Source organism: Amycolatopsis sp. NPDC054798, from assembly GCF_053611505.1.
The window spans coordinates 45,272-71,151 of the sequence record NZ_JBSHAM010000038.1; the positions used below are offsets into that span (position 1 = coordinate 45,272).

Here is a 25,880-nt window from a genome sequence, read left to right on the forward strand (position 1 = left end):
TCCGTCAGAAGGTGCGCTGGGGGTAAGGATGGACGGGGCTGCAGACCCGGCCATCTTTCTACGACACGCACTAGCTGTATATGCGCGAATATCGGGCCCACGCTAGATACCTCGATACGGTGACAGAGTGGACCCCATCCGCAATCCCTTCGCGCCCGGTGCCGGGCAGCGGCCGCCGGAGCTGGCTGGCCGGGAAAGGGAGCTGAAGGCGTTCGAGGTCGTGCTCGAACGCGTCGCCCGCGGACGTCCGGAGCGCAGTCTCGTGCTGACCGGCCTGCGCGGCGTCGGCAAGACGGTGCTGCTGGGGGAGCTGCGGTCGATGGCCGTCCGCCACCGGTGGGGCGCGGGAAAAATCGAGGCCCGGCCGGACGCGGAACTGCGGCGTCCGCTGTCGGCGGCGTTGCACCGGGCGATCCGTGAACTCGCCGTGCGGCATCGCGCACCGGATCGGGTCGAGGAAGTGCTCGGGGTGCTGAAGGCGTTCGCGCTCAAGGCGAACAAGCCGGACGCGAAGCTGCGCGACCGCTGGCAGCCCGGCATCGACGTGCCCGCCGCACAGGGCCGGGCGGATTCCGGCGACATCGAGATCGACCTGGTGGAGCTGTTCACCGACGTCGCCGAGCTGGCCGCGGACGTCGGCACCGGCGTCGCGCTGCTGATCGACGAAATCCAGGACCTCCAGCCGGACGACGTTTCGGCGCTGTGCGCGGCTTGCCACGAACTGTCGCAGTCCGGCGCGCCGCTGGTCGTCGTCGGGGCTGGACTGCCGCATGTTCCAGCCGTGCTTTCGGCCTCGAAGTCGTACTCCGAGCGGCTCTTCCGCTACTCGCGCATCGACCGGCTCAGCCGCGAGGACGCTGACTACGCCGTGCTGGCTCCGATCGAACGCGAGGACGCCGGGATCGAACCGGAGGCGCTCGACGCGCTCTTCGACGCGTCCGGCGGTTATCCGTATTTCATCCAGGCCTACGGCAAAGCCGCCTGGGACGCCGCGCCCGCCGACCCGATCACGGTCAAGGACGTGCAGGTCGCCGCGCCGGAGGCGGAGTCCGAGCTGGCGGTCGGGTTCTTCGGGTCGCGCTACGAACGCGCGACGCCCGCCGAACGCGAGTACCTGCTCGCGATGGCCGAGCTGACCCAGGGCCGGGACGAGGCCGCGGGCACCGCCGATGTGGCCGTCTACCTGGGCCGCAAGCCGTCCTCGCTGTCGCCAGCGCGGGACAGTCTCATGAAGAAAGGCCTGGTCTACTCCGCCGAACGCGGGCAGATCGCCTTCACCGTGCCGCACTTCGGGCACTACCTGCTCGGCCGGGACTGAGCCGGATCTTCCCCTCGCTACCGGTCTATCCGGCTGCCTAGCTATTTATAGCGATTTTGCTAGATATACGTAGAGGGTGTTAGCGCGTTAGCGACTTGTGACCGCCAACACGTGATCTGTCCGGTGAACTTCAGGAGACTGCCGATGATTCTTCGGCAAGTGCCCCATGTCACCGTAGATTCGTTGGCTTCCTTGTGAAAAAAGGTGCATACTAGAGACACAGCCACCGAAGACCTCCGAAGGGGATGCAGAAGACCATGAGCAACATCGCCGCCAAGCTCCGTGCCCGCCGCGCCGAGGCTCGCACTCGCCGGGCGCTGAACCGGGCGATCGACACCGCGGCCACCTCGACGGTCCGGCAGGAGCTCATCGCCCTCGCCCAGGCGCGTCAGCCGTTCATGCGCTGACCTGCACAACCAACCTGTTGGTGTGTCACTCACGTGAGTGATCTAGACCACAGCGAATCCTGGGTGTAACACCGCGGAGAGCCGCGTCGATACCCACTACGACCCCGTGATGCTGGCGGACCCCCGACCTGGCAGCATCACGGGGTTTCCATATGTCTGGACCATTTCCGCCTCCCGCGTCCCCTGCCGGGGGAATTCGCTTGCTCTGGACGGGCAGCGGGGGAGATGCTTGACTCAGTCAACGATCGAGTCAAGGTGGTCCCCGTGCCGGATTCCGTCCTCACCGAACGAGTCGCCACGGTTCGCGCTTTCAACCGGCTCTACACCGGCGTGATCGGCGTCCTCGACGAGGGACCGGCCGACGCCGAATACTCGCTGAGCGAAGCACGCGTGCTGTTCGAACTCGCCCAGCAGGACCGGCTGCAGGTCACCGATCTGCGCAAACGGCTGGCGCTGGACGGCGGCTACGCGAGCAGGCTGCTCGGCAGGCTGGAAGCCCGCGGGCTCGTCACCCGCGAACGCTGCGCGGACGACGCGCGCCGCCAGCTCGTCACGCTCACCGCCGAAGGGCACGCCGCCTTCGCCGATCTCGACCACCGTTCGGCCAGCCAGATCGGCAGCCTCCTCGACCAGTTCGCGGACGCCGACCAGCGCCGTCTGCTCGATGCGATGGGGACCATCACCGCACTCGTCGGCGAATCGTCGCCGGAACCGGCGGTCACCGTGCGCGCCCCGCGCCCGGGCGACCTTGGCTGGGTGGTGCATCGGCACGGCGCGCTGTACGCCGAGGAGTACGGCCTCGACGAACGCTTCGAAGCCATGGTCGCGCGCGTGGTCGCCGATTTCGCCGAACGCCGCGACGACCCGCGCCAGGCCGGCTGGATCGCCGAACTCGACGGCGAACGGGCCGGCAGTATTTTCTGCACTCCCGGCGACGAGGAAGGCACCGCGAAGCTGCGGCTGCTCCTGCTGGAACCCGCCGCCCGCGGACACGGCGTCGGCAAACGTCTGGTGCGCGAGTGCGTCGAATTCGCCCGCGCGCAGGGGTACCGCGCGATGGAACTGTGGACGCTGTCGCTGCTCGCCGCCGCACGCGGGATCTACCGCAGCGCCGGTTTCGAACTTGTCGGCAAGGACGAGACGGACGCGTTCGGCCCCCTCGTAACCGGCGAAACCTGGCGGCAGGAGTTGTAGATGTTCGTCCTGTACTGCGCTGTGTGCGATCGCCGCACGCTGCTGGGCGTCGACGAGGTCGACTGGGTCGAAAACCTGACGCGCGGCGTGATCTCGGTGTCCGGCCACTGCCCGCTGGGCCACGACGCAGTCATCCTGACCGGCGACGCGTTCACCCCGCACGCGGACCCGCGGTATTTCGGGCCCGCGCCGCGAGTGTGGACGAAACCGATGCACCGGCTGCGCGGCTGGCTGCGCAACCGGTTCGAACTGAGCCGCGACCTGCCCGGACCGTTCTACCGCTTCTGACGGCCCATCGAGTAAAACTCCGGATTCGGCTTGAGCGCGGTCAGATGCGCGAGCCGGTTCGACATCGCGAACAACGCGGTGATCGCGCCGACGTCCCAGATCTCGTCCTCGGTCAGCCCCGCCTCGCGCGCCATCGTCAGATCGCCTTCGCCGAACAACGCGGAATCGTGGGACAACGCCAGCGCGAGGTCGACGATCGCGCGGCCGCGTTCGTCGAGTTCGACCTGCCACGGGTTGGTCGCTACCTGGTCGGAGAGTTCGGGGTCCTTCGCGCGGATTCGCAGGATCGCTCCGTGCGCGACGATGCAGTAGGTGCAGTGGTTCGCGCCGGAGGTGGCTACTACGACGAGTTCGCGTTCGGCTTTGGTGAGTCCGCCGTCGCGTTCCATGAGCGCGTCGTGATAGTCGAGGAAGGCCCGGAGTTCGGCGGGGCGGTGGCCTAGCGCGCGGAAGATGTTCGGCGTGAAGCCGGATTTCTCCGCGATAGTGCCGATGCGCTCGCGGAGATCGTCGGGGAGGTCTTCGAGTTCCGTCACGGGGAACCGGCTCACGGGGTTGGTCATGGGTTCCACGCTAACCTGCTCGGCGCGGGAGCGGCTTGGGCAGGACCATGCGGATGGTCGGCTGCGGCAGATGATCGCCGATGTGTTGTGCGCGTATCACTGAAGCAATTTTTCGCAGCAGGTCGATCTTTCACGGCTTACCAGACGGACGGACTCTCGGCGATCCTGGGGAAGACGGCGGGCCCGGCTCACCCAAACCAACTGACCCCGGATGCACCCCGTTCACCCGGAAGCGGTTTGCTTACCCCCGTGAACTGGACCGCGTACGTGGACGGTTACTGCGAGCGCACCGCGCCCGGACTCTGGGGAGAGCCGCTCAACGACCTGGCCAACCTCGCCTTCCTCGTCGCCGCCGGGATGGTCTGGTGGCGGGCCGGCGGACAGCGCACCGGGCGGATCCTCGCCGCCCTCACCGGGTTGATCTTCCTTGCCAGCAGCGTCTTTCACCTGGTCGCCACGCGCTGGGGAGCAGTCGCCGACTCCGCGGCCATCCTGATCTTCACCCTGTTCTACGCGGCAGCATTTCCCAGAGTCTTCTTTCAAGCGAAAGCAAAGTGGTCCTGGCTAGGAGCACCGACGTTCCTGGCCATCACTGGTGCGTCGGCGGCACTCGGCGGCGGGCTATACCTCCCAGCACTCGCCGGACTCGCGGCGTTCGCCATCGCATTGGCGGTCAAGCGCGACTCGTACTGGCTCCACTTCACCATGGCCACCGCGATCTTCGCGTTGTCGCTGGCTTTCCGGAGCATCGACGGAGTGATCTGCGGAGATTTCCCAGCAGGCACGCATTTCCTCTGGCATCTGCTCAACGCAGTGGTGCTCTACCTCGTCGCGAAGGCAATGATCGGCAAAACAGAAGAAGCCCCCGCGCCGGACAACGACGCGGGGGCTTCCGTCCACTAAGGACTCAGTGCGCGCCGATCGGGCGCAGGTCCTTGTCGTGTTCGTCGGCGTGGTAGTCCTCGGGCGCGGTTTCGTCGTTGCCCGGGCTCCACTTCAGTGCCCGTGCGATGACCGAAACCACCGCGGCCACCACGATGTTCGCGATCAGGGCCACGAAACCGGGGTAGATCTGCACCACCGCGAGACCGGTGCCGCGGAAGGGGTGCCAGCCGAAGACCGACAGGTTGCCCATCGCCAGTGCGGAACCGCCGAAGTGGAGTTTTCCGTTGGCCGGGTTGGGAATGCCGTACAGCATGATCAGGCCCCAGCCCATGCCGACGATCCATCCTGCGATCAGGCCCGCCTTGTGGAACCAGCGGGTGTACAGGGCGATCGCCACCGCGGGCAGCGTTTGCAGGATCAGCACGCCGCCGATCAGCTGCAAATCGATGGAGAACTGCGGGTCGATCAGGATGATCACCAGCACCGCGCCGAGCTTGACCACCAGCGACGCCAGTTTGGCCTGCTTCGCCTCCTGCTTCGGCGTCGCGTCCTTGCGGATGTACTCCTTGTAAATGTTGCGGGTCCACAGGTTCGCCGCGGCGATCGACATGATCGCGGCGGGCACCAGCGCGCCGATGCCGATCGCGGCGAAAGCGATGCCGGCGAACCAGCTCGTGAACTGCGAGTCGAACAGCAGCGGGACGATCGTGTTGCCGTCCGGCTTTCCGGTCGCCGCGTTCTTCAGCGGTTTGACGCCCGCCGAGATCGCGACATAACCCAGCAGCGCCAGCAGGCCCAGCACGAACGAGTAGGCCGGCAACGCCACCATGTTCCGCTTGATCACGTTGCGGCCGCGCGAGGCGAGCACGCTCGTGAGCGAGTGCGGGTACAGGAACAGCGCCAGCGCCGAACCGAGCGCCAGCGTCGCGTACTGCAGCTGGTTGCTCGAGGTCAGCAGGATCGAACCGGCCGGCTTGCCGGTGTTCGGGTTCGGCTTGGCGAGCGTTTCCTTGGCGGTGGAGAAAATGTGGTCCCAGCCGCCGAGCTTCGAGGGCAGGTAGAGGACCGCCACGATGATCACGATGTAGATCAAGATGTCCTTGACGAACGCGATCAGCGCGGGTGCCCGCAGGCCGGACTGATACGTGTAGAGCGCCAGGATGACGAACGCGACCAGCAGCGGCAGGTGCCCGACGATGCCGGAACCGTTGATGCCCATCGTGCGCAGCACGGCTTCGAGGCCGACCAGCTGCAGCGCGATGTAGGGCATGGTCGCGACGATGCCGGTGATCGCCACCAGCAACGCGAGCGTCGGCGAACCGAAGCGGCCGCGGACGAAGTCGGCGGGGGTCACGTAGCCGCGCGAACGGCTGACCGACCACATGCGCAGCGCGGGCAGCAGGACGATCGGGTACACGACGATCGTGTAGGGCAGCGCGTACAGGCCGAGCGCGCCGGCGCTGAACACGAGCGCGGGCACGGCGACGAAGGTATACGCCGTGTAGAGGTCGCCGCCGAGCAGGAACCAGGTGATCCACGAGCCGAACTTGCGGCCGCCGAGCCCCCATTCGTCGAGGTGGTCGAGGCTGCCGCCGGCCTTCCACCGCGAGGCGACGAAGCCGAGCACGGTGACCACGACGAACAGGAACGCGAAGACGATCAGTTCGACCCACTGAATGTTGCTCATCGGGCGTCCCCCTCGTCCAAGTCGTCGACGCTCAGCTCGTCCCGGCCCTGGTTGCGCGGTTTGTCCTTGGTCGCCAGGTAGACGATCCCGGTGCACAGCACGCCCAGCAGGACGAACGCCAGCTGGAACCAGTAGAAGAACGGAAGACCGAACAGCCGCGGCTCGTCGAAGTTGAACAGCGGCGTGACCAGGATCAGCAACGGGATCAGCAACAGCAGGTTCCAGGCACTGAACTGGAACCCGCGCACCCGACCGCCCGGTTTGGCAGTGGACATCGAACCTCACCTAACACTTACGTGACACGCGACCGCCTGACCCTAGACCGCCCTCATCCCGCCGTCATACGACTTCGATATCGATTCGATCAGCACTACGAACACGTTCCAGGGTGTGGACAACCTCGGGGACAACCCGCTCCCGCGCGGTCCCAGTGGGCCGTTCGCTACCCCTATCGGCGGGGCCGGGCCGCGCCGAATGCCCCAAGAACTTGTGCTGACCGGCGGTTGTCCACGAAGTTCGGCAGCTTGTGCACAGAGTTATCCACAGGCAGTGGACAACTCTGTGGCTAAACTGAACGGCATGGTCCGCGTGCCCCTCACCGACGAAGAACGCTCCCGTGGCGAGCGGCTCGGCCTGGTGCTGCGCGCCGCCCGGGCCAGCCGCAGCATGGTCGACGTGGCCGCGGAAGCGGGCATTTCGGTCGAAACCCTGCGAAAAATCGAGACCGGCCGGATCCCGACGCCCGCGTTCTTCACGGTCGCGGCGATCGCCGACGCGGTGGGCATGCCGCTGGACCGGCTGCGGGTCGCCTGCAACGGCGACCCGGCGGCGTTTTCGCAGGCCAGCTGACGGTTCGCGGCGCGATCGGGCAGTCCGGCGGGACGGCGGGGCAGAGGCTCCGGATCCGGCCGCCGAGGGCAGCAGCGGCCAGCAGATCGGGCAACCACGGGCTGCCTGTGGACAAGTGTGGACAAGTCGCGGCTGACAGCCGGTGCTCACCCGGCAACCGACGCGACCGCGGCGCGGACGAACGCGGCTACCGCCAGTGATCGGCTGTTCGGCGGCCAGCCGATTACCGTGGTGACGTCCGGGGCGTCGACGACCGGGATCGCGACGTGTTCCGGCCACTGCCAAGCCCGGCTGGACGCCGGGATCACCAGCAGCGTCCGGCCGAGCGCGACCAGCTGGGCGAGTTTCGACTGGGTGCGCACTTCCGGGCCGGGACCGTCCGGGTAGCTGCCGTCGAGGCGGGGCCAGCGGGCCATCGGCAGGTCCGGCACATCGCTGACCTCGGCCATGGTCAGCGTTTCCCGGGCGGCGAGCGGATGTGCCGCCGGGAGGATCGCGACCTGGCCCTCGACGTGCAAATCCTCGGTGTCGAACCCGGCGAGGTCGTCGTAGGGGCGGTGCATGAGCGCGACGTCGGCGGAACCGTCGCGCAGCAGCCCGGCTTGTTCGCCGACCTCGCACAGCAGGATCTCGACCGGAGGGCTCGCGGCCAGGAGCCGCTGCAGGATTTCGTGCGACGCTCCGGCTTTGGTCGCCAGTACCAGCGGATGATCTCCGGCGCGACGGGTGCGCCGGGCAGCGGCGGCGACCGCGTCGAGGGCGATCCGGGACTCGCGGAGCAGGACCCGGCCCGCCTCGGTCAGCGCGACGCCCCGGCGGTTTCGGTCGAGGAGCTGGACCCCGAGCCGTCGCTCCAGCTGGGCGATCGCGCGCGAGAGCGGCGGCTGAGCGATTCCTAGCCGTTCGGCGGCTCGGCCGAAATGCAGTTCTTCGGCGACCGCCGCGAAGTAGCGGAGTTCGCGGGTCTCAAGGTCGTCCACCACTGCAGCGTAATACCTGGCGGGTATCACAGCGGACCTTATTGATCTTGGCCGAAGAACGGCCGCGCGCCGACCATGGACGGAGTGAACGACACGAAAACCGCGCTGGTCACCGGCGCGAACAAGGGAATCGGCCTCGCCATCGCCCGTGGCCTCGGCTCGCTCGGCTTCACCGTCGCCGTGGGTGCACGGAACGAAAACAACCGCGAGAAGGCCGTCGGGGAACTCCGCGCGGCGGGCATCGACGCGTTCGGAGTCGCGCTCGACGTCACCTCCGACGACAGTGTCGCCGCTGCGGCCAAGTCCCTCGAACGGCTCGACGTCCTGATCAACAACGCGGGCATCAGCGGCCAGTTCGACGGCGGTGCCCAGGACCCGACGACGCTCGACCTCGACGTCGTCCGGACAGTCCTGGAGACGAACGTCTTCGGCGTCGTCCGGGTCACGAACGCGATGCTGCCGCTGCTGCGCGAAGCGAAATCGCCGCGCATCGTCAACATGTCCAGCAACATGGGCTCGCTCGAACTCCGAAGCGGTCCGGTCCTCGCCGCCTACGCGCCCTCGAAGACGATGCTCAACAGCATCACCGTGCAGTACGCCCGCGTGCTCGCCGACACGAACGTCATCGTCAACGCCGCCTGCCCTGGTTACGTCGCAACGGATTTCAACGGTTACGCCGGAACGCGGACGCCTGAACAGGGCGCGGCGATCGCGGTCAAGCTCGCGACCCTGCCGGACGACGGGCCACGCGGCGGTTTCTTCGACGACGCCGGGGTGGTCCCCTGGTGACGCCTCAGCCGCGCAGGTCGGCGAGGACTCGTTCGCGGTCGTTGAGGTAGCGGCAGTCGCGGACTGGCAGTTCGAAGGAGTTCAGCAGCTTCTCGAAATCCGCGTACTCGTCCGGGTTGAGCTGGATGCCGGTGACCTCGAAGTGCGCGGCCATGGTGTCGGCCAGCTCCTCCCATTCGCCGGACCACTGCAGGTCGCGGTAGTGCTCCAGGTCTTCCGGCGCCATCCGGGCGCCGAGCAGGCGCAGGACGCTGTCGACGAAGTAGCTGATCCGGTTGCCCGCGCGGTCGTCGACCGTCGGGTTCGCCGGGTCTCGCGCGGCGTCCGGGTTCCGGACCACGCCGGGGCCCGGCAGCGGATAGCTGGTGTGCACGTGCCCGTCGCCGTTGACCAGGACGACCACGCGCACGCCGTACCGTTCGCCGACGCAGCGCCAGCGGCCGTTGTACTGCTGCCGCCGGGGTTCGCCCGGATCGTTGGCCACGTCCTTGACCACCGCGATGATCTGCGCGTCGCTCCACCCGGGCGGAAATTCGCACGTCGCCCTGCGGCCGATGCCGGAAGCGTGTCCACCGCCCACCTTCGGCTCCTCTCGTCGGCACGGAGCCTAACCCGGACTCCGCCGTTCAGCCGAGTAATGCGAGCGCCAGAATGCCGACCGCCAGCAGGTCCGGACCGCGGAACAGTTGCCGCATAAGGTTTGCTGGCATCGGGCCAGCAGGAGTGTCGACGAAACCCGCGCTGCTGTAGTCCACCGGCTGTCGGGTGACGGTGCGCAACACCGAGAGCACCGCCAGGGCAACTGTCACCCACGAGAGCGGCGAAAACGCGGTGCCCAACGCCAAAAGCGCCACTGAGAGCAGAGCGCACCAGACCAGACCGACCGCGGCCAACGCGACGCCGTGGGCGAGCACCAGCTCCCACGACGACGAACCCAGCCACCTTCGCCGGCCCGGATTCCGCCACAGCACGCCAAGACCGGCCCCGAAAGGAGTAAGCGCGACGTACGCGCCGATCCCGACGAGCACCGGTCCCGGCAGAGTGGGAACAGCGACATGGCCGACGGCTACCGCGAAAGCCACTAACAAAACCGCGCCCGCGTACCGGGAACGGCCGACGATCCCGACCCACGCGAGCCGGAACGCGGTGGGCGGGCGCAGCGACCACGATCCCGCGGGCGCGGCCTCCGGAAGCATCATCATCGGGTCGAGGAACATCACCGCCATCGCGCGCAAGACCCGCGCGTTCCAGCCGTCGAGCAACACCGCGCGCCCGGCACCGCTGACTGCTTCGCCGCCGAAACCCAGCAGCAGACCGCATAACGCGAGCGCCGCGCCGACGTACTGCACCGCCATCGCGTCCAGCTTCATCGCGGCGACAACCACGCCAGCCGTCGCGAGGAGCAACGGCCCAACGGCTTCGAAAAGGAACGCGGTGCGACGCGCGGTGGTGAACGCGAGGACCGCGCCGCCGGCGACGAGAGCGGCGGCGGCGCGCCACCAGTCGACCGAACTGCCGCCGACCGCCAGCATCAGCGCGGCGAGATATCCGAGCACCACCACGAATCCGGTGAGCACGCCCGCCAGCCGAGCCGCGACGACGCGGCGGCGGTCCACCTTGGCGAAGTCCATCCAGGTCAGTTCGGCCGGTTCGGCCCAGACGAAACCACGCCGGAGCAGGCTTCGCCAGCCGACCGCGGCGCACAGCGCGACCAGGCCGAGCACTGCCGAGTAGTCCACTGCGGACGGTCCGAAAAGGACTTTATGCCAGGCGTCGGTGCGGAAGAACGCGGTGAACAGGAAGCCAACGCCGAAGATCAGCACGAACGTGGGGCTGTCGCCGCTGAAGATGCCGCCAAACCGCTTGCGGCCGGGCACGCGCAACCGGGTCACCACAGTTCGAGCACGCTGTCTGCGGTGTCCAGCAACGGTTGATGGTGCGTGGCAACGACAACCGCCGCACCGGCCGCGGTGGAACGCTTGATCAGCTCGACCAGCCACTCCTTGCCCGCGGTGTCGAGCGCGCGTTCGGGCTCGTCCAGCAACAGCACTCGGTGCGGCCGCGCGGTGACGCCCAACAGCAGCAACCGGCGACGCTGTCCAGCCGAGAAATGCCCGGCGGTGACGCGAGCGCGTTCGGCGAGCCCCGCGTCCGCCAGCAGTTCTTCGAAATCGCCGAGGTCTTCGCCGAACGAGCCGGAAAGCAGCTCCAGATGCTGCGTCGGGGTGAGCTCGGCGAAGAAGTCGGAATCATCGAAGAGCACAGACACCTTGCGGCGGAAGGAAACACTGCGCTCGTCCGGCTTCGCGCCGTCGATGAGCACCCGGCCTCGCTGCGGTTCCTGCATTCCGTACAGACACCGCATCAGCGTGGATTTGCCGACGCCGTTGGGCCCGACGAGCACCGCGCATTCGCCTGGGTCCACCGAGAAATCGAGATCTTCCAACAGCCACAGGTCACCGGCTTTCACGCCGAGCCCGCGCGCGTCCACTATCGGCGACACAGCAACTCCACCACCGGGGCCAGCGCTTCGAGGTTCGGCTCCAGAACCGTGAAATAGCTGAAGCCGAAGCGAGCGCGGTGCGCGATCAGCTGCTCAGCGATTTCCTCGACGGTGCCGACCAGTACCGTGGGGACTTCGGCGAGCTCGTCAAGCGTGAGCGTATCGCCAACGCTCGCATGGATTTCCCGCAGCGCACCGGCACGATCATCAGTGATCTGAACCAATTGCACGAGCAGGTTGAATTCGGCATCGCGTCCGGCGAGCTGAGCGGAGACAAACCGGGTGCGCTCTTCGACCGCGTCCGCCGTCGCCAGTGCCAGCGGTGCCCCGTCGCGCACCTTTGCCATGCCGCTGAAGGCAATCGTCGCCGCGTGCTCGGCGGCGAGCGACAGCAGCCGGTCCCCGCGTCCGCCGATCATCAGCGGGGGACCGCCGGGCCGCACCGGTTTCGGCGCGTATTCCGGATCCGCGTACAGCCGCTGAAATTCCTTGATTGTGCGTTCGAGGTGATCAACCCGCGCGCCCGCACTGGGAAACGGCATTCCGGCCGCTTCGAACTCTTCTTTCACATATCCGGCCCCGAGGCCGAGTTCGAGCCGTCCGGACACGAATTGGTCCGTGCCCGCGACCTCGCGCGCGAGCAGCACCGGGTTGTAGAACGGCGCGTTGAGCACGAAGGTGTTGAGCCGCACGCGTTCGGTGACGGCACCGGCCAGCACGAGCGCGGGAAACGGCGGCGCGATGCCGAGGTGATCAGCAACACTCAGCACGTCGTAGCCGAGTTCCTCGACCCGGCGGCACTTCGCGATCCACTCGTCGCGCGAGCCGGGCCGCACCAGGTTCACGCCGAAGCGGAAAGTCTTCTCCCCATCCATGCGGCCCACGCTACCGCCCTCCCCAACGCCGTGAAGGACTCCTTGAGGGAATCAGATTCCCTCAAGGAGTCCTTCACGGACCTTGGCTGGGAAGCTCAGCCGAGCCGCTGGGCCAACGCGTCAAGCTCGTCGCGCAGCGAGGACGGCACCTCGCCGATCTTCGCGAACCACTCCTCGATGAGCGGCAGTTCCTCGCGCCACTCCTCGTTGCGCACCTCCAGCGCGGCCTGGATGTCCTCGACCGGCTCGGACAGCCCCTCGAGGTCGAGGTCCTGGGCGTTCGGCACGAAACCGATCGGCGTCTCGACCGCGTTGCCCTTGCCCTCGACGCGCTCGAGCACCCACTTGAGCACGCGCGAGTTCTCGCTGAAGCCCGGCCACAGGAAACGGCCGTCGTCGCCGCGGCGGAACCAGTTGACGTAGAAGATCTTCGGCAGCTTGTTCGCGTCGGCGTTCTTGCCGAGGTCCAGCCAGTGCTTGAAGTAGTCGCCGGCGTGGTAGCCGAGGAACGGCAGCATCGCCATCGGGTCGCGGCGCACGTTGCCGACCGCGCCGACCGCCGCGGCGGTGGTCTCCGACGACATGGTCGCGCCCATGAACACGCCGTGCTGCCAGTCGCGGGCCTGGTTCACCAGCGGCACCGTCGTCTTGCGCCGTCCGCCGAACAGGATCGCCGAGATCGGCACGCCCTTCGGGTCGTCCCACTCCGGCGCGAGGATCGGGCACTGCGACATCGGCACGCAGTAGCGCGAGTTCGGGTGGGCGGCCTTCTCCTCGGAGTCGGGCGTCCAGTCCTGGTGCTTCCACGAGGTGGCGTGCGCGGGCTTGTTCTCCATGCCCTCCCACCACACGTCGCCGTCGTCGGTGAGCGCCACGTTCGTGAAGACCGTGTTGCCCTTCTCGATGGTGCGCATGGCGTTCGGGTTCGTGTGGTTGTCGGTGCCCGGCGCGACGCCGAAGAACCCGAATTCCGGGTTCACCGCGTACAGCCTGCCGTCCTCGCCGAACCGCATCCACGCGATGTCGTCGCCGAGGGTCTCCGCGCGCCAACCGGGAATGGTCGGCTGCAGCATGGCGAGGTTGGTCTTGCCGCAGGCGCTCGGGAACGCCGCCGCGACGTAGTGGACCTTGTCTTCGGGCGAGATCAGCTTGAGGATCAGCATGTGCTCGGCGAGCCAGCCCTCGTCACGGGCGATCACCGAGCCGATGCGCAGCGAGTAGCACTTCTTGCCCAGCAACGAGTTGCCGCCGTAGCCAGAGCCGTAGCTCCAGATCAGCCGCTCCTCCGGGAAGTGCGAGATGTACTTGGTCTCGTTGCACGGCCAGGCGACGTCCTTCTCGCCAGGGGCCAGCGGCTTGCCGACCGAGTGCAGCGCGGGCACGAACTCGGCCTCGGTGCCGTCCGGCTTGACGAACTTGTCCAGCGCGGCCTTGCCGGCGCGGGTCATCACGCGCATCGACGCGACGACGTAGGCGAAGTCGGTGATTTCGATGCCCAGCTTGGGGTTTTCGTCGCCGAGCGGACCCATGCAGAACGGGATGACGTACATCGTGCGCCCGGCCATGCAGCCGCGGTACAGCTCCGTCATGGTGGCCTTCATCTCGGCCGGGTCGACCCAGTTGTTCGTCGGGCCCGCGTCCTTCTCTTCCTTCGAACAGATGAAGGTGCGGTCCTCGACCCGCGCGACGTCGCCGGGGTCCGAGGTGGCCCAGTAGGAGTTCGGCTTCGCGTCCAGCTTCACGAAGGTGCCGGCGTCGACCAGCTCCTGGTTGATCCGGGCGGCTTCCTCGTCAGACCCGTCGACCCACACCACGCGGTCCGGGGTGGTCAGCTCGGCGACCTCCCGGACCCAGGACAGCACGCCACTGTGCGTCGTCGGCGCTGTGTCCAGTCCGGGGATGGCGACTGCGGTCATCTCTACTCCTGACTTCCGACGACAAAAGAGCCCACACCGCGAACGACAGTGTTCTTGGTGCGGGCTTCGTTGCCGGCGACCGAATGGCTTCGCACACCGGCGGAAGACCGGTGTGCGGGTTTTGGGATTCCCCGACTGTAGCCGGATGGACGGCAGGTAACCGAGAGCTGACCTGTCGGTTCTCTCACAAGAACGATAAGGGAATCGATTCAGTTTCACCGGAACGGGCCAGTGCCGAAAATCTTTCCGCGTGGCCCGCGTCGCATTCGTGCCCGATGCCGGGAGCTGGGCTGATCGGTCCTGATCTTGCTGCTGTGCCGCCGGACTCCGCCGGACGCCGCCGGTCCCGGAAACGAAGAACGGGCCCGGCGCGCGGCCGGACCCGTTCGTGTGACGTCAGTTACCGAGGGCTCAGTTGGGGCTGATCCACTGCCCGGTTCCGTGGTCGATCTTCGCCACGCCGCTGAGCAGCTGGGCGCCTTCGCCGCCCCAGGCCGAATCGCTGCCGGGGTCGGCCGCGGCCGTCGAATCGAGCGCGTGGCTCGCGCCGTCGGCCTCGGTCCACTGGCCCTGGCCGGTGTGCTCGAAGGTGTGGGTGGAGCCGTCCGCGCCGACCTGTACCGCGACGTCGGCCTGGCCGTCGCCGTTGGTGTCGGTGAAGGCGATCGTGCCGCCGGACTTCGTCTCGACCACCGCGGTGTCGTTGTGCCCGTCGTGGTCGGTGTCGATGGTGGCGACCCCGGCGTCGACGTTGCCGTCCGGCAGGTCGGCGTGGATGTGCCCGGTGGTCGAGGTGTCCTGCGAATGCGAATCGGTGCCGTCGGAGCCGGACTGGCCGTGGCCGGATTCGACCCAGCTGCCGCTCTGCTCGTCGTAAACCGCCTGGTCCACGACGTGCCCGGTGGAGTCGAGCACCGCGTAGTGGTCGGCGACGCCGTCGTGGTCGGTGTCGGCGAACGCCTGCGCGGTGCCGTCGTCGTGCTCGACGACCGCGGTGTCGGAGACCCCGTCGTGGTCGGTGTCGTAGTTGACCTCGGCCTGGTACTCCTGGCCGTCGACGTGGACGGTCAAGGCCTCGTGGCCGGTCGCGTCAGTGCCGCCGCTTTCGTCGACCCACATGGGTTGGTCCCCCTTATTGCGCCGGGTCTGCCGCTGGTTTCTTCGCTCGGTATGACTCACGTTAGGCCGGTTCGGTTCCCGTCCACAAGCCGATCACCTGCTCACGGCGGCAGGTTGACCGGAAGGCCGCCGCCGGTGACGGAAACGCACCAGGTCCCGGCTTCCTCGCGGTTCAAGTCCAGCCGGGTGGTCGTCGGCGGATGTGCGTCGCGCGAGACCTCGACCTCGAAAAACGCTCCGTCGCCGGGTCCGGTGGCCGGCTTGCCGAGACGGATCCGGACGTGGTCCTGATCGAAGCGCTCGACCGCCCGGGTCGCCGGGTACTCGGTGGACGCGTGGCAGTTCACGTTCTGCAGGCCGATCGGATCGCGCTTGTTGACCGCGTCGACATAAGCCTGGACGACGACCTCGGGACCGCCAGCCGGCCGGTGCACTTCGACGCTGTCGTCGGTCGCGACGACGAAGACGGCGACGCCACCGCCGGCGAGCAGCACCACCGCACCCAGGCAAATGCCGACGATCAACCCGGTCCGGCGGCGCTTCTTCGGCGGCTGCCATTGCCGCGGCGGAGGCCCGCCCCATTGCGGAGCCGGCGGCGGTGCTCCCCACTGCGGCGGTTGCGGTCCGGGCGGCGGAGATCCAGGTCCGTACGTCACCGGCCGATCATGCCCGATCGCGCACCATGCGAATGCGGGAAAGGAGAGTTTCGGCGCGAGTGTGGCCCTCGGTGACGTCCTTGAGGCGTTTCGAGACGATCGCGATCTTCTTCGCCCGCTCCTGCGCGCTCATCTTGATCGTCTGGTCCACCTCCTTCAGCTCCGCCTCGATCGCCTCGATGCGGCGGCCCAGCGCCTCGTCGAGGGCGAGCGACAGCTGCTGTTCGGCCTCGATGAGCTGTTCGGCGATCAGCTGGTCGAGCGTCGAGCGGGCGTCGGCGATGGCTTCGACCAGCCATTGCTTGAGGTGCTGTTTGTCCGAGGCGTGCTTGCGGGTGCGCGCCATCCACCAGCCCGCGCCGAGGCCGATCACGATCGTCGCGGGCAGCACGACCGGGTTGAGGATCGCGACCCCGGCCAGTGGCAGCGCGGCGATCTTTCCCGCGCCGACGCCGCCGGAAATGCCCATGAACACCAGCAGTTTGTCTTCGGCGGTCGGCGGTTTCTTGTCCGGCGGGCGCAGCACGACCGGCGGACCGCCGGCACGCGCGAACTGGGCGCGGATCACGTCGAGTTCCTCGGCCGAGAACAGCTCGGACAGCGCCGTGTTCGTGACCTGGTTCAGCCGTTGCGACAGCAGCATCGACACCCGCTGCGACGCGGTCTGCAGCGCGATGTCGACTTCCTGGGGCAGCGCGGCCAGTTCGTCGCGTTTCGCCGCGTCGATGCGTTGCCGGAAATGCGTTTGGGCCTCACGCATTTCACGGCTGCTCTCGTGGCCGATCTCCACGCGCGTGCGCTGGATTTCGCCGCGCAACCGCAGTTGCCAGCCGCGCGTGGAAGTGCGGCGCTGGGACTGGAGATCGTCGCGGCGGGCACGGAGTTGTTCGGCCTCGGCTTCGCCTGCCGACAGGGCCCGGCTTTCGGCCTGCAGCTTCGCCTTGATCCCGGCCAGCGCGCTCGACAGCGCGCGGAGCGTGTTGGCTTCCTTGAGCATCATCGACCGGCCGACCAGCAGTTCCTGCAGCGCGACCTGCACCGACGCGATGCCGGACTTCTCCCGCAGCATGGCGGCGACCTGCTCGTTCGGTGCTTTCGCCGCGCTCTCGAACACGCGCGCCGACACCGGGTGGAAGACCGCGTCGGCGAAGCGCGGCGCGTGTTCGGCGAGCAGTTGCCGGTCGGCTTCCAGGATCTCGCGCCAGCCGCGGAACGCGTCGGTTTTGGCCAGCACGAAGACGACCGTCTCGACGCGGTCCGCGACCTCGCGCAGGAACTGCAGCTCAGTGGAGGTGAACGGGGCCGACGCGTCGACCACGAACACCAGCGCGGTCGCGCCCGCGGCGGCTTCCTTGGCCAGCTCGCCGTGCAGCGAATCGAGCCCGCCGACGCCCGGGGTGTCGACCAGGGTCAGCCGTTCCAGCAGCGGGACCGGGCCGGAGACCTCGACGTAGCGCGGCGGCAGCTGTCCCGGCGGCAGCTCGTGCGAGGCGGACACCCAGTCGACCAGCTGCGTCAGGTCGAACGGCACCGAGGCCAGCTGACCGGGGTAGCAGGCCTGTGCGCCCCACTGCTGCGCGTGCTCGAAAACGAGGTAGGTCGCGGTGGCCACGTCAGCGTCCACAGGGGACAGTCCCGGGGTCGCGAGCAGGGCGTTGACCAGCGAACTCTTCCCGCGGTTCGTCTCGCCGACGACCACCACGGACGGTTTCTCCGAACGGGCCTTGCGCTGGTCTTCGACCCACTTTGCGGCCTGTGGATCAGCCTCGCGGACGACGCCGAGCAGCTGTTCGCGAGCGGCCTGGACCTGAGCGGGAAGCGTCGGTGCGGTCACTGCGCCCGCTTCGCGTAGACGGTGACGATCGGCGCGCGCAACAGCCGTTCCTGGTCGGCGAATCCGACAACCTCGGTCTCCGCGACGATGCCTTCCAGCTCCGGATTGTCGGTCGGCACCGCGCCGCCAGCCTCGTGCCGCGCCGGATCGAACCGTTCGCCCTCAGCGCGCAACGCGGTGACGCCGATGGCGGCGAGCCCGTGTTCGAGCCGTTCCACGACGCCGCTGCTGCGGGCGCGGTCCAGCGCGTACAGGCAGAGCTGGATAAGCGCCTGCCGGTCGGAAAGCGCGCGTTCGAGGTCACCCGGGGCAGCTACGAGGTCCACATCGGGATCCGACGCATCCGCCGCGGCGGCGGTTCCGTCCGCCTCGGCGATGATCCGCGCGAGGGCGTCCGCGCTGATCTCGCCGGTCGGCGCTTCGGCCGCGTCGGCGGGTTCCTCGTGGCCGAACCACGCCATCTAGACCCTCCCCTGGTCGTCCGGGTGATTTCACCAGTTTGCGGCAACGCGGCGCGCGGCGGGGGCGGATCACTCAGACGGGCCGAGAATCCGCGTCAGCAACTGCCGCAGCACGTCCTGCTCGTGCTCGACGTCCAGATCGGGATCGAGACTCGCGCGGGACAGCAGCGCGTCGACCAGCGCGACGACCCAGTTGCCCGCGTCGGACGGGGACAGCATGGGGGAGAGCCGGCCGGTCCGGACGCCGCGCTCGATCAAGCCCACGAGACCGACCCGCATGAGGTCGTCGTTGCTGCGGATCAGCTCATTGAACTCCGGATCGCGCGCGGCTTGCGCGGCCGCTTCGAGGATCAGCCGCACGACGCCGGGCAGCACGAGCGCCGCAGTCATCCGCTCGACCACGGCGAGCACGCCTTCCCACGGGTCGGCCATTTCCACCGCGGCGGCGAGCAGTTCCTCGTTGTCGGCGGTGTCCGCCTCGAAAATGCCGGTGAAGACCGCGCGCTTGCTGGGGAAGTAGTGGAACAGGCTGCCGGAGCTGATCCCGGCCGCGCGGCAGATGTCCGCGGTGGAGGTCTTTTCGAAACCGTTGCGGGCGAAGCAACCGGCTGCGGCGTCGAGGATCGCGCGTTTTTTCACCGCGTACTTCTCGGGATCGACGGTCCTCATCGTTCGGGCGGCGGTTCGTCGAGCCACGGACGGCCGTGCGCGGTGAACGCCTCGGCCAGCTGACGGCGCGGCAAATCCGTCTTCTCCCGGGCGATCTCCCGGTCTTCTTCGCCGAGCAGCACGAGCTTGCCGTCATCGACGAACACCGCGGTGAGGGGAGTGTCGATCCTCCGGCGCCGCTCCCGTCGTTCGAGGGTGACGCGGGTGGGGGAGACCGTGACGATCAGCCGGTCCCACCCCCAGAACCAGGCGAACGCCACCCCCAGTAGCACGCCGACCACGACCGCACCGATCAGCCGCCACGGCTGCGGGACCTGGAGCAGCAACCGGAACGGCCCCTGCATAGGGAACCAGGCCAGCGACGTGATCCAGTCGGCGAGCGCCTGCACGCCCCAGCCCAGCAGCGCCCCGCCGACCGGACAGGCCAGCCAGGACCCGCGGCGCACCCACGCCGGTTCGTCGACCACTGTCTCCATGGTGCGCAATATTAGACCGAGTACTCGGTTTATCAATGCAGGGGTACGCAAGTCCCCTGGTCGAGACCGCTAGCGCCCCAATGTGGCATTGGGTGCATCCAACGCACCCAATGTGGCGTTCGGTGCGTCCAACGCACCCAATGCCACATTGGGGGAGCCGCTGGCGGGGGAGGGTCAGGCGAGTTCGTGGATCAGCGAGCGCATCGCCTCGTCCAGCGCCGGGACGTCCGCGGCCAGCTGCGACGACACCAGCAGCTGGTGTTCCGCCGTCCGCAGCCACACCCGGCCCGCGACCGGGATCTCCAGCACCGTCAGCCGGAACGGCCGCGCGCGGCGGCCCAGCTCGACCTCGGTTTCGCGGACGAGCCTGCCGATCCGTTCGCTCGCGAGGATCTGGCGGCGGTGGAAGCCCGACGAGACCGGACGGCGTGCCGCGGCGAAGTGTTCAGCCGCGGCCGGGGCGAAGTGCTGGGCCGCGAGGTCGATCGCCGAACCGTCGCCGGGAGCTGGGCTTTTCCGGCGGGTGCGCGCTGAACCGCGTTCGCGCAGGAACGTCAGCAGGCCGTTCCACCACGGTTCCCACTGCGCTTGCACCGCCGCGCGGTCGAGAGCGGGCGGGACATGCACCGGCACCGCGGGTTCCACCGGCGGCAGCAGCTGGCCGTCGGCGACCGAGAGCGCGAGCACGTCCCGGAGGAACAACGCCACGTCGACGTCGTGGTCGCTCCCCCAGTAAACCCGCCACGAGGTGGTGTCCTCCAGCCGCACGACATTCAGCCTACGCGTCGCGGACGAGTTGTTTACTGTTCGCGAATCTGTTGCCAGATCAGGAAATAGGCTCGGTGCACGACGTGGGCCACGCGGCTTTGCGCCGGAGTCGCGCCGAAGGACGCGAACGAACGCCACCAGCCAGCGCGTTCCAGCGCGTGCGCCGCCAGCTCCGGCCGCGGGGCCCCGGGAAGGCCGAGCTGCGCGCCGATGTCGGCGTTGCTTCCCACCCGCAACACCTCTTCTGCCAGGTCTTCCGGCATCTCGACCGCACCCGAAGCGACGAGCGTCAACGCTTCCAGCAACCGCAGCTGATGCGCTTCCGGACGGGCCAGCAGCACCTCGATCGCGTCGTGCACGCGCTGCCGTTCGGCCGGATCGCCGGACGCGTGCGCCAGCGCGGTCACCGACGCCAGCGCGGCAGCGGCCTTGATCCCGTCCGCGCGCGCGGCGAAAACGATCGAAAGACGGCGGCGGACCGCGTCGAGCCCGGAGATGTCGAGAAGCTTGCGGCGCAACGCTCCCGCGGTGATCTCCGGTTCCGCGCGGATCGCGTCGACCGCGCAGCGGATTCCGAAGAGGTCGAGTTTCTCCAGCAGCCGCAACCGGATCCCGGTCGGGACGGCGCATTCCCAGCTGGTGAAGATGTCGGCCGCGATGAGCATCGTTTCGAGGATGTCGTCGTCGAGCGCGGCGAGCTGGCCGAGCGCTTCGGCGTCGGCGGAGGTGAAACCGCCGGACTCGGCCGATTCGGCGATCAGGCCGATCACCGGCAGCACGTCCGCGACGCGCGGCTTCAGCGTCGCGGCCTGCTTCTCGGCGAGCAATTGCGCGGCCTTCCAGACGTCCCCACCGGAGCCTTCGACAGATTCCGCGACGACCGTGTCCGCCTTGTTCAACACGGCGATCGCGTTGACCGGTCCCGCTTCCCGGCTCGCGGTCGCGGCGGTGAACGCGGCAAGCGCCTGCTGATCGTCCGCGCGCACGCCCTGGGTCACGACGTAAAGCACAGCCTCCGCGCCCGCGACGGCGTTGCGCGAGGTGTCGTCGAGGTCGTCGGAACCCTCGTCCTGCTCGGCCGCGCCCAGCAGCTGTTCGGTCCGCGACACCGACGCCGCGTCGAGCGAGCCGAGACCAGGGGTGTCGATCACCGTCATGTCCTGCAGCACCGCGTTGGTCAGGTACGCCTCGAGGTGCGAGACCTCAGTGATGTCGACGCCGAGCTCGGCCGGGATCGACCCGTCCGCGGCGAAGGGCAGCACCTGCTTGCGGCCGTCGAGGAACACCACCTCGACCCGGTCGACGGTGCCGTACTGGAACCGCGTGACCAGCCGCGTGCACTCGCCGACGTCGGTGGGCGCGACGAGCCGCCCGATCAAGGCGTTGACCAGCGTCGACTTGCCCGATTTGATCCGCCCGGCGACCGCGACCTGCAACGGCGCGCCCAGTCTGCGCAGCACCTCGGCGAACCCGGCGGCCGTGCGCGGGGACACCTGGGACCGCAGCCGGTGGCACAGCTCCGCCACCGACGCGGACAGTGGACCGGCGAGTCGTCCCCGTTCCGCCGCTGTCACCGCCCCGGCCCCCTTCCGGCTCGTTCGCTCACCCGAGCAGGAATCGTCGCATGCCGGTCATCCTTCGGTCGCACCGAAGGTGCTACCCGCGACCGACGCGGCAGTCGGCGGCGCGACCTACTGTTGAAACGTGCGACGGCTCAGCCTCTGGATGCGTGCCCACCCCATGGTGGGAGACTCGCTGCTCGCGCTGTTCCTCGCCGTGTTCGACATCCTGGTGTTCGCCACCGGCAGCCTCGATCCCGAACTGCCCGACCCGAATTGGTACGTCGCCGTACCGATCGACCTGGCCGTGGTCGCGCCGCTCGTGTTCCGCCGCAAACGGCCGCTGATCGCCGCCTACACCGCCTACGTCATTTCCTACGCGCACGGTGCGCTGGACCTCGGGGTGTCCGGCCTTGCCGCGCTCGCGATCAGCCTCTACTCGGTCCAGGTCTACGTCGGACGCAAACAGGGCTTGCTCTACGGCGGCGCGTTCGTGGTGGCCATGGTCGTGACAGCGATCGTCAAACCCGAGCCGTCGATGGCGGCGCAGCTGGTGTTCAGCGCCTTCACCATCGCCTTCTGCTGGCTGCTCGGCGAGTTCATGTACGCGCGTCGCGCCTACCAGCGCGAACTGGAGGCCCGGTTGCATCTGCTGGAGACCGAACGAGACCAGGCCGCGCGCATCGCGGTGGCCGAGGAGCGCGGCCGGATCGCCAGGGAACTGCACGACGTGGTGGCGCATTCGGTGAGCGTCATGGTCGTGCAGGCCGACGGCGCGGCGCTCGCCCTGAAGTCCAATCCGGAGCTGGCCGGACGCGCCCTGGGGACGATCTCCGAAACCGGCCGCGGCGCGCTCGGCGAACTGCGGCGGCTGCTCGACGTGCTGCGCAACGACAGCGGCGACGACGAACCGCGGGTGCCGCAGCCGGACGCGACCGCGCTGGGCGACCTCGCCGAGCGGATGCGCGCCGCGGGCGTCCCGGTGGACCTCGTCCTCGGCGACGGGCTGGACGCATTGCCCGCCGGGGTGTCGCTCGGGATCTACCGGATCGTCCAGGAATCGCTCACCAACACGCTCAAGCACGCCGGGGCCGGAGCGCGCGCCGCGGTGCGGGTGCAGCGGACCGGCGACCAGGTCGAGGTGCTCGTGCGCGACGACGGCGCGGGCCGGGCCCGGCGGCTCGAACAGGTCGGCGCGGGCGGAGCTTCCGTCGCAGCGGGGTCGGCTGGGTCGGCCGGGTCGGCGCGGCAACCGGCTCCCCGGCTGGCGGTCGCGGGCGGGAACGGGCTGATCGGGATGCGGGAGCGGGCGCACGTGTACGGCGGGACACTGGAGGTGGGCCCCGCCGCCGGCGGTGGCTGGCAGGTGCGAGCGGTGCTGCCGGTTAGGTTGAACTCGTGATCCGAGTGGTGGTCGTCGACGACCAGGAATTGATGCGCGTCGGGTTCCGGATGGTGCTGGGCGCGCAGGCCGACATCGACGTGGTCGGCGAGGCGGGCGACGGCGCGCAAGCCGTGCGGATGGCCGCGGAACTGCGGCCCGACGTCGTGCTGATGGACGTGCGGATGCCGGTGCTCGACGGGGTCGAGGCGACGAAGCAGATCGTCGCGGCGGGCACCGCGCGGGTGCTCGTGATGACCACCTTCGACCTCGACGAGTACGTCTACGCCGCGCTGCAGGGCGGCGCGTCCGGCTTCCTGCTCAAGGACACCCAGCCGGACTACCTGGTGTCCGCGCTGCGTTCGGTCGCCGACGGCGACGCGGTGATGTCGCCCTCGGTCACGCGCAGGCTGCTCGACCGGTTCGTCGGCTCCGGCGGTTCGGAAATGCGCGATCCGGCCGAACTCGACGTGCTGACCGACCGCGAACGCGAAGTGCTCGTGCTGATCGCGAAAGGCATGTCGAACGTCGAGATCGCCGAGACGTTGTTCCTTTCCGAGGCCACGGTGAAAACGCACGTCGGGCGGATCCTGTCCAAGCTCGACCTGCGCGACCGGGTGCAGGCGGTGGTCCTCGCCTACGAGACCGGGCTCGCCCGGCCCGGGATCGGCTGAAGCGTCCAATTCGGACAGCGTTCCCATTCGGACAGCGTTCAATTCGGACACTGTCCACACCGGACCCCGCCGCGCTTCCCGCGGCGGGGTCCTCGCACATCGGGCAAAGTTCAGGGTCGGCTCAGGGGCATCCCCCATCGCGCTCCACCCCGCGACACGATTGAGTACTACTCAGGTCGGGTAGCCGGTTCGATCCACAGGATGACGCGAAAACGGCCGCGCTGAGACAGGATGAATTCCGTTAGCACCGCCGTAGAGGGAGCAGGGGATGATCGAGGCAACAGGTCTCACCAAGCGTTACGGGAGCACGCTCGCGGTGAACAACCTGTCGTTCAGCGTGGCCGCGGGGAAAGTCACCGGGTTCCTCGGCCCGAACGGCGCCGGCAAGTCCACCACCATGCGCATGATCCTCGGACTGGACAACCCGACCGCGGGCCAGGTCCGGATCGGCGGGAAGCTGTACCACGACCTGAAGGACCCGCTGCGCACGGTCGGCGCGCTGCTCGACGCGAAATGGGTGCACCCCAACCGCTCGGCCCGCGCGCACCTGCAGTGGATGGCCCGTTCCAACCGGATCCCGGCGGCGCGGGTGGAAGAGGTGCTCGACACCGTCGGGCTCACCAGCGTCGCGGGCAAGCGGGCGGGCGGGTTCTCGCTCGGCATGTCGCAGCGGCTGGGGATCGCCGCCGCGCTGCTCGGCGACCCGGAGGTGCTGCTGTTCGACGAGCCGGTGAACGGCCTCGACCCGGAGGGCATCCTCTGGATCCGGAAGTTCATGCAGCGGCTGGCCGCCGAGGGCCGGACCGTGTTCGTGTCGAGCCACCTGCTCTCGGAGATGGCGCTCACCGCGACCGATCTCGTGGTCATCGGCAAGGGCCAGTTGATCGCGCAGTCGACCACTGAGGAATTCGTGGCGCGGGCCGCGGAAAACACCGTGAAGGTGCGCTCGCCGCAGCTTCCGGCGCTGCGCCAGCAGCTGATCGCCGCCAGCGCGCAGGTGACCGATGCCGACCAAGCGCTCATTGTGTCCGGAATGGACAGTGCGAAGATCGGCGAGATCGCCGCCTCGGCGAACCTCGTGCTGCACGAGCTGAGCCCGCAGACCGGCTCGCTCGAACAAGCCTTCATGCAGATCACCGGCGACTCCGTCGAGTACCACACCGGACTCGAGGCAGAGGCACAGCAGGCCGCGGCCCTCCGCTGACCACACTCTCGTTGGGAAGAGAAAAATCATGACTTTGCTCGCGGTCGAACGCATCAAACTCTTCACCACCCGGTCGCCGTGGTGGTGCGCTCTCATCGCACTGGGCCTCACCGTCGGGTTCGCCGGCCTCATCGCCACCTCGCTTCCGAGCGGGGAAACGCTGTCGGTCGCCAACACCCAGGTCGGGCACCAGTTCGGCATCGCGGTGATCATGGTGCTCGCGGCGCTGGCGGTCACCACCGAATACCGCTTCGGCACGATCCGCACGACGTTCCAGGCGGTGCCGCACCGCGGCAGCGTGCTCGTCGCGAAGGCCACCGTCGTCGCGCTGCTGTCGTTCGTCATCGGCGAGATCGGCGCCTTCGCCTCGTGGGGCCTCGGCTACGCGATCCACCCGTCGGACTCGGCGGCGCTGAGCACCTCCGCGGACTGGATCAACGTCGCGGGCGTCGGGCTGGTGTTCGCCTTCGCCGCGGTCATCGCGGTGGCGGTCGGCACGCTGATCCGGCACAGCGCGGGTGCGCTCTCGCTGCTGCTGATCTACGTGCTGGCAGTGGAAAACCTCGTGCAGCTGATCCCGACCGTGGGCCCGAAGATCCACCAGTGGATGCCGTTCACGGTCGCGGAACGCTTCCTCGGCGGCAGCTACAACGGACCTGGCGCGCCGGAGGCGGCGCTGTCGCAGTGGGGTTCGCTGGCCTACTTCGCCGGGGTGGCCGTGGTGCTGCTGGCGATCGCGATCGGCGTCGCGAAGAAGCGCGACGCGTAAAGACCCACAGGGGCGTTCGGACGAGTCAGGCGGGGGCCGGCGGAGCCGAACAAGGG

At 68.5% G+C, this 25,880-nt stretch carries 28 protein-coding genes; 11 read left to right on the top strand and 17 right to left on the bottom strand.

The window, feature by feature from the left end; genetic code table 11:
* Window positions 1-127: 127 nt before the first annotated feature.
* The 4 genes from ACWGIC_RS23485 (at window position 128) to ACWGIC_RS23500 (ending at window position 3,207) form a co-directional block, all read left to right on the top strand.
* Window positions 128-1,318 (top strand): AAA family ATPase, encoded by a 1,191-nt coding sequence (locus ACWGIC_RS23485; RefSeq protein WP_452078084.1) that lies wholly within the window; start codon window positions 128-130, stop codon window positions 1,316-1,318.
* 257 nt (window positions 1,319-1,575) lie between these two features.
* Window positions 1,576-1,725 (top strand): hypothetical protein, encoded by a 150-nt coding sequence (locus ACWGIC_RS23490; RefSeq protein WP_162836041.1) that lies wholly within the window; start codon window positions 1,576-1,578, stop codon window positions 1,723-1,725.
* A 225-nt stretch (window positions 1,726-1,950) separates the two neighbouring features.
* On the top strand, window positions 1,951-2,919 hold the full coding sequence (locus tag ACWGIC_RS23495; protein ID WP_452078085.1) for a bifunctional helix-turn-helix transcriptional regulator/GNAT family N-acetyltransferase: 969 nt from the start codon (window positions 1,951-1,953) through the stop codon (window positions 2,917-2,919).
* Entirely contained in the window at window positions 2,920-3,207 is a 288-nt protein-coding gene (locus tag ACWGIC_RS23500; RefSeq protein ID WP_452078086.1) for a hypothetical protein, read from the top strand. It begins immediately after the preceding gene.
* Here ACWGIC_RS23500 and ACWGIC_RS23505 read toward each other — a convergent pair.
* A complete protein-coding gene (locus ACWGIC_RS23505) occupies window positions 3,195-3,770 on the bottom strand; it encodes a peroxidase-related enzyme (RefSeq protein ID WP_452078087.1) in 576 nt (191 codons plus the stop codon). The two genes, ACWGIC_RS23500 and ACWGIC_RS23505, sit on opposite strands and share 13 nt — an antisense overlap.
* A 249-nt stretch (window positions 3,771-4,019) precedes the next feature.
* On the opposite strand from ACWGIC_RS23505, the gene ACWGIC_RS23510 reads away from it, so the two are divergent.
* Window positions 4,020-4,673, top strand: a complete 654-nt coding sequence (locus tag ACWGIC_RS23510) for a hypothetical protein (RefSeq protein WP_452078088.1) — start codon at window positions 4,020-4,022, stop codon at window positions 4,671-4,673.
* A 4-nt stretch (window positions 4,674-4,677) separates the two neighbouring features.
* Here the strand turns inward: ACWGIC_RS23510 and mctP are convergent, their stop codons facing one another.
* A complete protein-coding gene (mctP, locus tag ACWGIC_RS23515; RefSeq protein ID WP_452078089.1) occupies window positions 4,678-6,342 on the bottom strand; it encodes a monocarboxylate uptake permease MctP in 1,665 nt (554 codons plus the stop codon).
* A complete protein-coding gene (locus ACWGIC_RS23520) occupies window positions 6,339-6,617 on the bottom strand; it encodes a DUF3311 domain-containing protein (protein ID WP_452078090.1) in 279 nt (92 codons plus the stop codon). Before ACWGIC_RS23520 ends, mctP begins: the two co-directional genes overlap by 4 nt.
* Window positions 6,618-6,921: 304 nt before the next feature.
* On the opposite strand from ACWGIC_RS23520, the gene ACWGIC_RS23525 reads away from it, so the two are divergent.
* Window positions 6,922-7,191 (top strand): helix-turn-helix domain-containing protein, encoded by a 270-nt coding sequence (locus tag ACWGIC_RS23525; RefSeq protein ID WP_452078091.1) that lies wholly within the window; start codon window positions 6,922-6,924, stop codon window positions 7,189-7,191.
* 146 nt (window positions 7,192-7,337) lie between these two features.
* Here ACWGIC_RS23525 and ACWGIC_RS23530 read toward each other — a convergent pair whose 3' ends face one another.
* Window positions 7,338-8,171, bottom strand: coding sequence for a LysR family transcriptional regulator (locus tag ACWGIC_RS23530; protein WP_452078092.1), 834 nt, complete (start codon window positions 8,169-8,171; stop codon window positions 7,338-7,340).
* 75 nt (window positions 8,172-8,246) lie between these two features.
* Here ACWGIC_RS23530 and ACWGIC_RS23535 point away from each other — a divergent pair, with 75 nt between their 5' ends.
* Window positions 8,247-8,960: an SDR family oxidoreductase gene (locus ACWGIC_RS23535; protein ID WP_452078093.1), complete on the top strand. Its 714-nt coding sequence runs from the start codon at window positions 8,247-8,249 to the stop codon at window positions 8,958-8,960.
* A 4-nt stretch (window positions 8,961-8,964) separates the two neighbouring features.
* On the opposite strand, the gene ACWGIC_RS23540 is transcribed toward ACWGIC_RS23535, so the two are convergent.
* The 13 genes from ACWGIC_RS23540 to ACWGIC_RS23600 form a co-directional block, all read right to left on the bottom strand.
* Entirely contained in the window at window positions 8,965-9,540 is a 576-nt protein-coding gene (locus ACWGIC_RS23540; protein WP_452078094.1) for an EndoU domain-containing protein, read from the bottom strand.
* A gap of 46 nt (window positions 9,541-9,586) precedes the next feature.
* Window positions 9,587-10,855, bottom strand: coding sequence for a DUF6297 family protein (locus tag ACWGIC_RS23545; protein WP_452078095.1), 1,269 nt, complete (start codon window positions 10,853-10,855; stop codon window positions 9,587-9,589).
* Complete coding sequence (locus ACWGIC_RS23550) at window positions 10,849-11,454, bottom strand: ABC transporter ATP-binding protein (RefSeq protein WP_452078118.1); 606 nt, start codon at window positions 11,452-11,454, stop codon at window positions 10,849-10,851. Before ACWGIC_RS23550 ends, ACWGIC_RS23545 begins: the two co-directional genes overlap by 7 nt.
* A complete protein-coding gene (locus ACWGIC_RS23555) occupies window positions 11,451-12,338 on the bottom strand; it encodes a TIGR03621 family F420-dependent LLM class oxidoreductase (RefSeq protein WP_452078096.1) in 888 nt (295 codons plus the stop codon). The genes ACWGIC_RS23550 and ACWGIC_RS23555 overlap by 4 nt, the downstream gene beginning before the upstream one ends.
* Window positions 12,339-12,433: 95 nt before the next feature.
* Window positions 12,434-14,254 carry a phosphoenolpyruvate carboxykinase (GTP) gene (locus ACWGIC_RS23560; RefSeq protein WP_452078097.1) on the bottom strand — a complete coding sequence of 607 codons (1,821 nt, stop codon included), beginning with the start codon at window positions 14,252-14,254 and terminating at the stop codon, window positions 12,434-12,436.
* A 411-nt stretch (window positions 14,255-14,665) separates the two neighbouring features.
* Window positions 14,666-15,373, bottom strand: a complete 708-nt coding sequence (locus ACWGIC_RS23565; protein WP_452078098.1) for a hypothetical protein — start codon at window positions 15,371-15,373, stop codon at window positions 14,666-14,668.
* A gap of 101 nt (window positions 15,374-15,474) precedes the next feature.
* Window positions 15,475-16,029 (bottom strand): hypothetical protein, encoded by a 555-nt coding sequence (locus ACWGIC_RS23570; RefSeq protein ID WP_452078099.1) that lies wholly within the window; start codon window positions 16,027-16,029, stop codon window positions 15,475-15,477.
* 7 nt (window positions 16,030-16,036) lie between these two features.
* On the bottom strand, window positions 16,037-17,863 hold the full coding sequence (locus tag ACWGIC_RS23575) for a dynamin family protein (protein WP_452078100.1): 1,827 nt from the start codon (window positions 17,861-17,863) through the stop codon (window positions 16,037-16,039).
* Window positions 17,860-18,324 (bottom strand): nucleotide exchange factor GrpE, encoded by a 465-nt coding sequence (gene grpE, locus ACWGIC_RS23580; RefSeq protein ID WP_452078101.1) that lies wholly within the window; start codon window positions 18,322-18,324, stop codon window positions 17,860-17,862. Before grpE ends, ACWGIC_RS23575 begins: the two co-directional genes overlap by 4 nt.
* Window positions 18,325-18,393: 69 nt before the next feature.
* Window positions 18,394-18,993: a TetR/AcrR family transcriptional regulator gene (locus tag ACWGIC_RS23585; protein WP_452078102.1), complete on the bottom strand. Its 600-nt coding sequence runs from the start codon at window positions 18,991-18,993 to the stop codon at window positions 18,394-18,396.
* Window positions 18,990-19,469, bottom strand: a complete 480-nt coding sequence (locus ACWGIC_RS23590; protein ID WP_452078103.1) for a YqeB family protein — start codon at window positions 19,467-19,469, stop codon at window positions 18,990-18,992. Before ACWGIC_RS23590 ends, ACWGIC_RS23585 begins: the two co-directional genes overlap by 4 nt.
* Before the next feature lie 174 nt (window positions 19,470-19,643).
* Window positions 19,644-20,237, bottom strand: a complete 594-nt coding sequence (locus ACWGIC_RS23595) for a hypothetical protein (protein ID WP_452078104.1) — start codon at window positions 20,235-20,237, stop codon at window positions 19,644-19,646.
* 32 nt (window positions 20,238-20,269) lie between these two features.
* On the bottom strand, window positions 20,270-21,811 hold the full coding sequence (locus ACWGIC_RS23600; protein WP_452078105.1) for a dynamin family protein: 1,542 nt from the start codon (window positions 21,809-21,811) through the stop codon (window positions 20,270-20,272).
* Between the two features lie 166 nt (window positions 21,812-21,977).
* On the opposite strand from ACWGIC_RS23600, the gene ACWGIC_RS23605 reads away from it, so the two are divergent.
* From ACWGIC_RS23605 to ACWGIC_RS23620, 4 genes are all read left to right on the top strand, one after another.
* Window positions 21,978-23,198, top strand: coding sequence for a sensor histidine kinase (locus ACWGIC_RS23605; RefSeq protein ID WP_452078119.1), 1,221 nt, complete (start codon window positions 21,978-21,980; stop codon window positions 23,196-23,198).
* Window positions 23,195-23,851: a response regulator gene (locus ACWGIC_RS23610; RefSeq protein ID WP_009085178.1), complete on the top strand. Its 657-nt coding sequence runs from the start codon at window positions 23,195-23,197 to the stop codon at window positions 23,849-23,851. Before ACWGIC_RS23605 ends, ACWGIC_RS23610 begins: the two co-directional genes overlap by 4 nt.
* Before the next feature lie 268 nt (window positions 23,852-24,119).
* Window positions 24,120-25,055, top strand: a complete 936-nt coding sequence (locus ACWGIC_RS23615) for an ABC transporter ATP-binding protein (RefSeq protein ID WP_452078106.1) — start codon at window positions 24,120-24,122, stop codon at window positions 25,053-25,055.
* Between the two features lie 28 nt (window positions 25,056-25,083).
* Window positions 25,084-25,824, top strand: coding sequence for an ABC transporter permease (locus ACWGIC_RS23620; RefSeq protein ID WP_452078107.1), 741 nt, complete (start codon window positions 25,084-25,086; stop codon window positions 25,822-25,824).
* Window positions 25,825-25,880: the final 56 nt, after the last annotated feature.

Coding starts and splice junctions, on each gene's coding strand:
- ACWGIC_RS23520 (WP_452078090.1), bottom strand. CDS start 6,617: ATGTCCACTGCCAAACCGGGCGGTCGGGTGCGCGGGTTCCAGTTCAGT.
- ACWGIC_RS23620 (WP_452078107.1), top strand. CDS start 25,084: ATGACTTTGCTCGCGGTCGAACGCATCAAACTCTTCACCACCCGGTCG.
- ACWGIC_RS23490 (WP_162836041.1), top strand. CDS start 1,576: ATGAGCAACATCGCCGCCAAGCTCCGTGCCCGCCGCGCCGAGGCTCGC.
- grpE (WP_452078101.1), bottom strand. CDS start 18,324: ATGGCGTGGTTCGGCCACGAGGAACCCGCCGACGCGGCCGAAGCGCCG.
- ACWGIC_RS23500 (WP_452078086.1), top strand. CDS start 2,920: ATGTTCGTCCTGTACTGCGCTGTGTGCGATCGCCGCACGCTGCTGGGC.
- ACWGIC_RS23525 (WP_452078091.1), top strand. CDS start 6,922: ATGGTCCGCGTGCCCCTCACCGACGAAGAACGCTCCCGTGGCGAGCGG.
- ACWGIC_RS23565 (WP_452078098.1), bottom strand. CDS start 15,373: ATGTGGGTCGACGAAAGCGGCGGCACTGACGCGACCGGCCACGAGGCC.
- ACWGIC_RS23615 (WP_452078106.1), top strand. CDS start 24,120: ATGATCGAGGCAACAGGTCTCACCAAGCGTTACGGGAGCACGCTCGCG.
- ACWGIC_RS23495 (WP_452078085.1), top strand. CDS start 1,951: ATGCTTGACTCAGTCAACGATCGAGTCAAGGTGGTCCCCGTGCCGGAT.
- ACWGIC_RS23535 (WP_452078093.1), top strand. CDS start 8,247: ATGGACGGAGTGAACGACACGAAAACCGCGCTGGTCACCGGCGCGAAC.
- ACWGIC_RS23585 (WP_452078102.1), bottom strand. CDS start 18,993: ATGAGGACCGTCGATCCCGAGAAGTACGCGGTGAAAAAACGCGCGATC.
- ACWGIC_RS23560 (WP_452078097.1), bottom strand. CDS start 14,254: ATGACCGCAGTCGCCATCCCCGGACTGGACACAGCGCCGACGACGCAC.
- ACWGIC_RS23505 (WP_452078087.1), bottom strand. CDS start 3,770: ATGACCAACCCCGTGAGCCGGTTCCCCGTGACGGAACTCGAAGACCTC.
- ACWGIC_RS23590 (WP_452078103.1), bottom strand. CDS start 19,469: ATGGAGACAGTGGTCGACGAACCGGCGTGGGTGCGCCGCGGGTCCTGG.
- ACWGIC_RS23605 (WP_452078119.1), top strand. CDS start 21,978: ATGGTGGGAGACTCGCTGCTCGCGCTGTTCCTCGCCGTGTTCGACATC.
- ACWGIC_RS23555 (WP_452078096.1), bottom strand. CDS start 12,338: ATGGATGGGGAGAAGACTTTCCGCTTCGGCGTGAACCTGGTGCGGCCC.
- mctP (WP_452078089.1), bottom strand. CDS start 6,342: ATGAGCAACATTCAGTGGGTCGAACTGATCGTCTTCGCGTTCCTGTTC.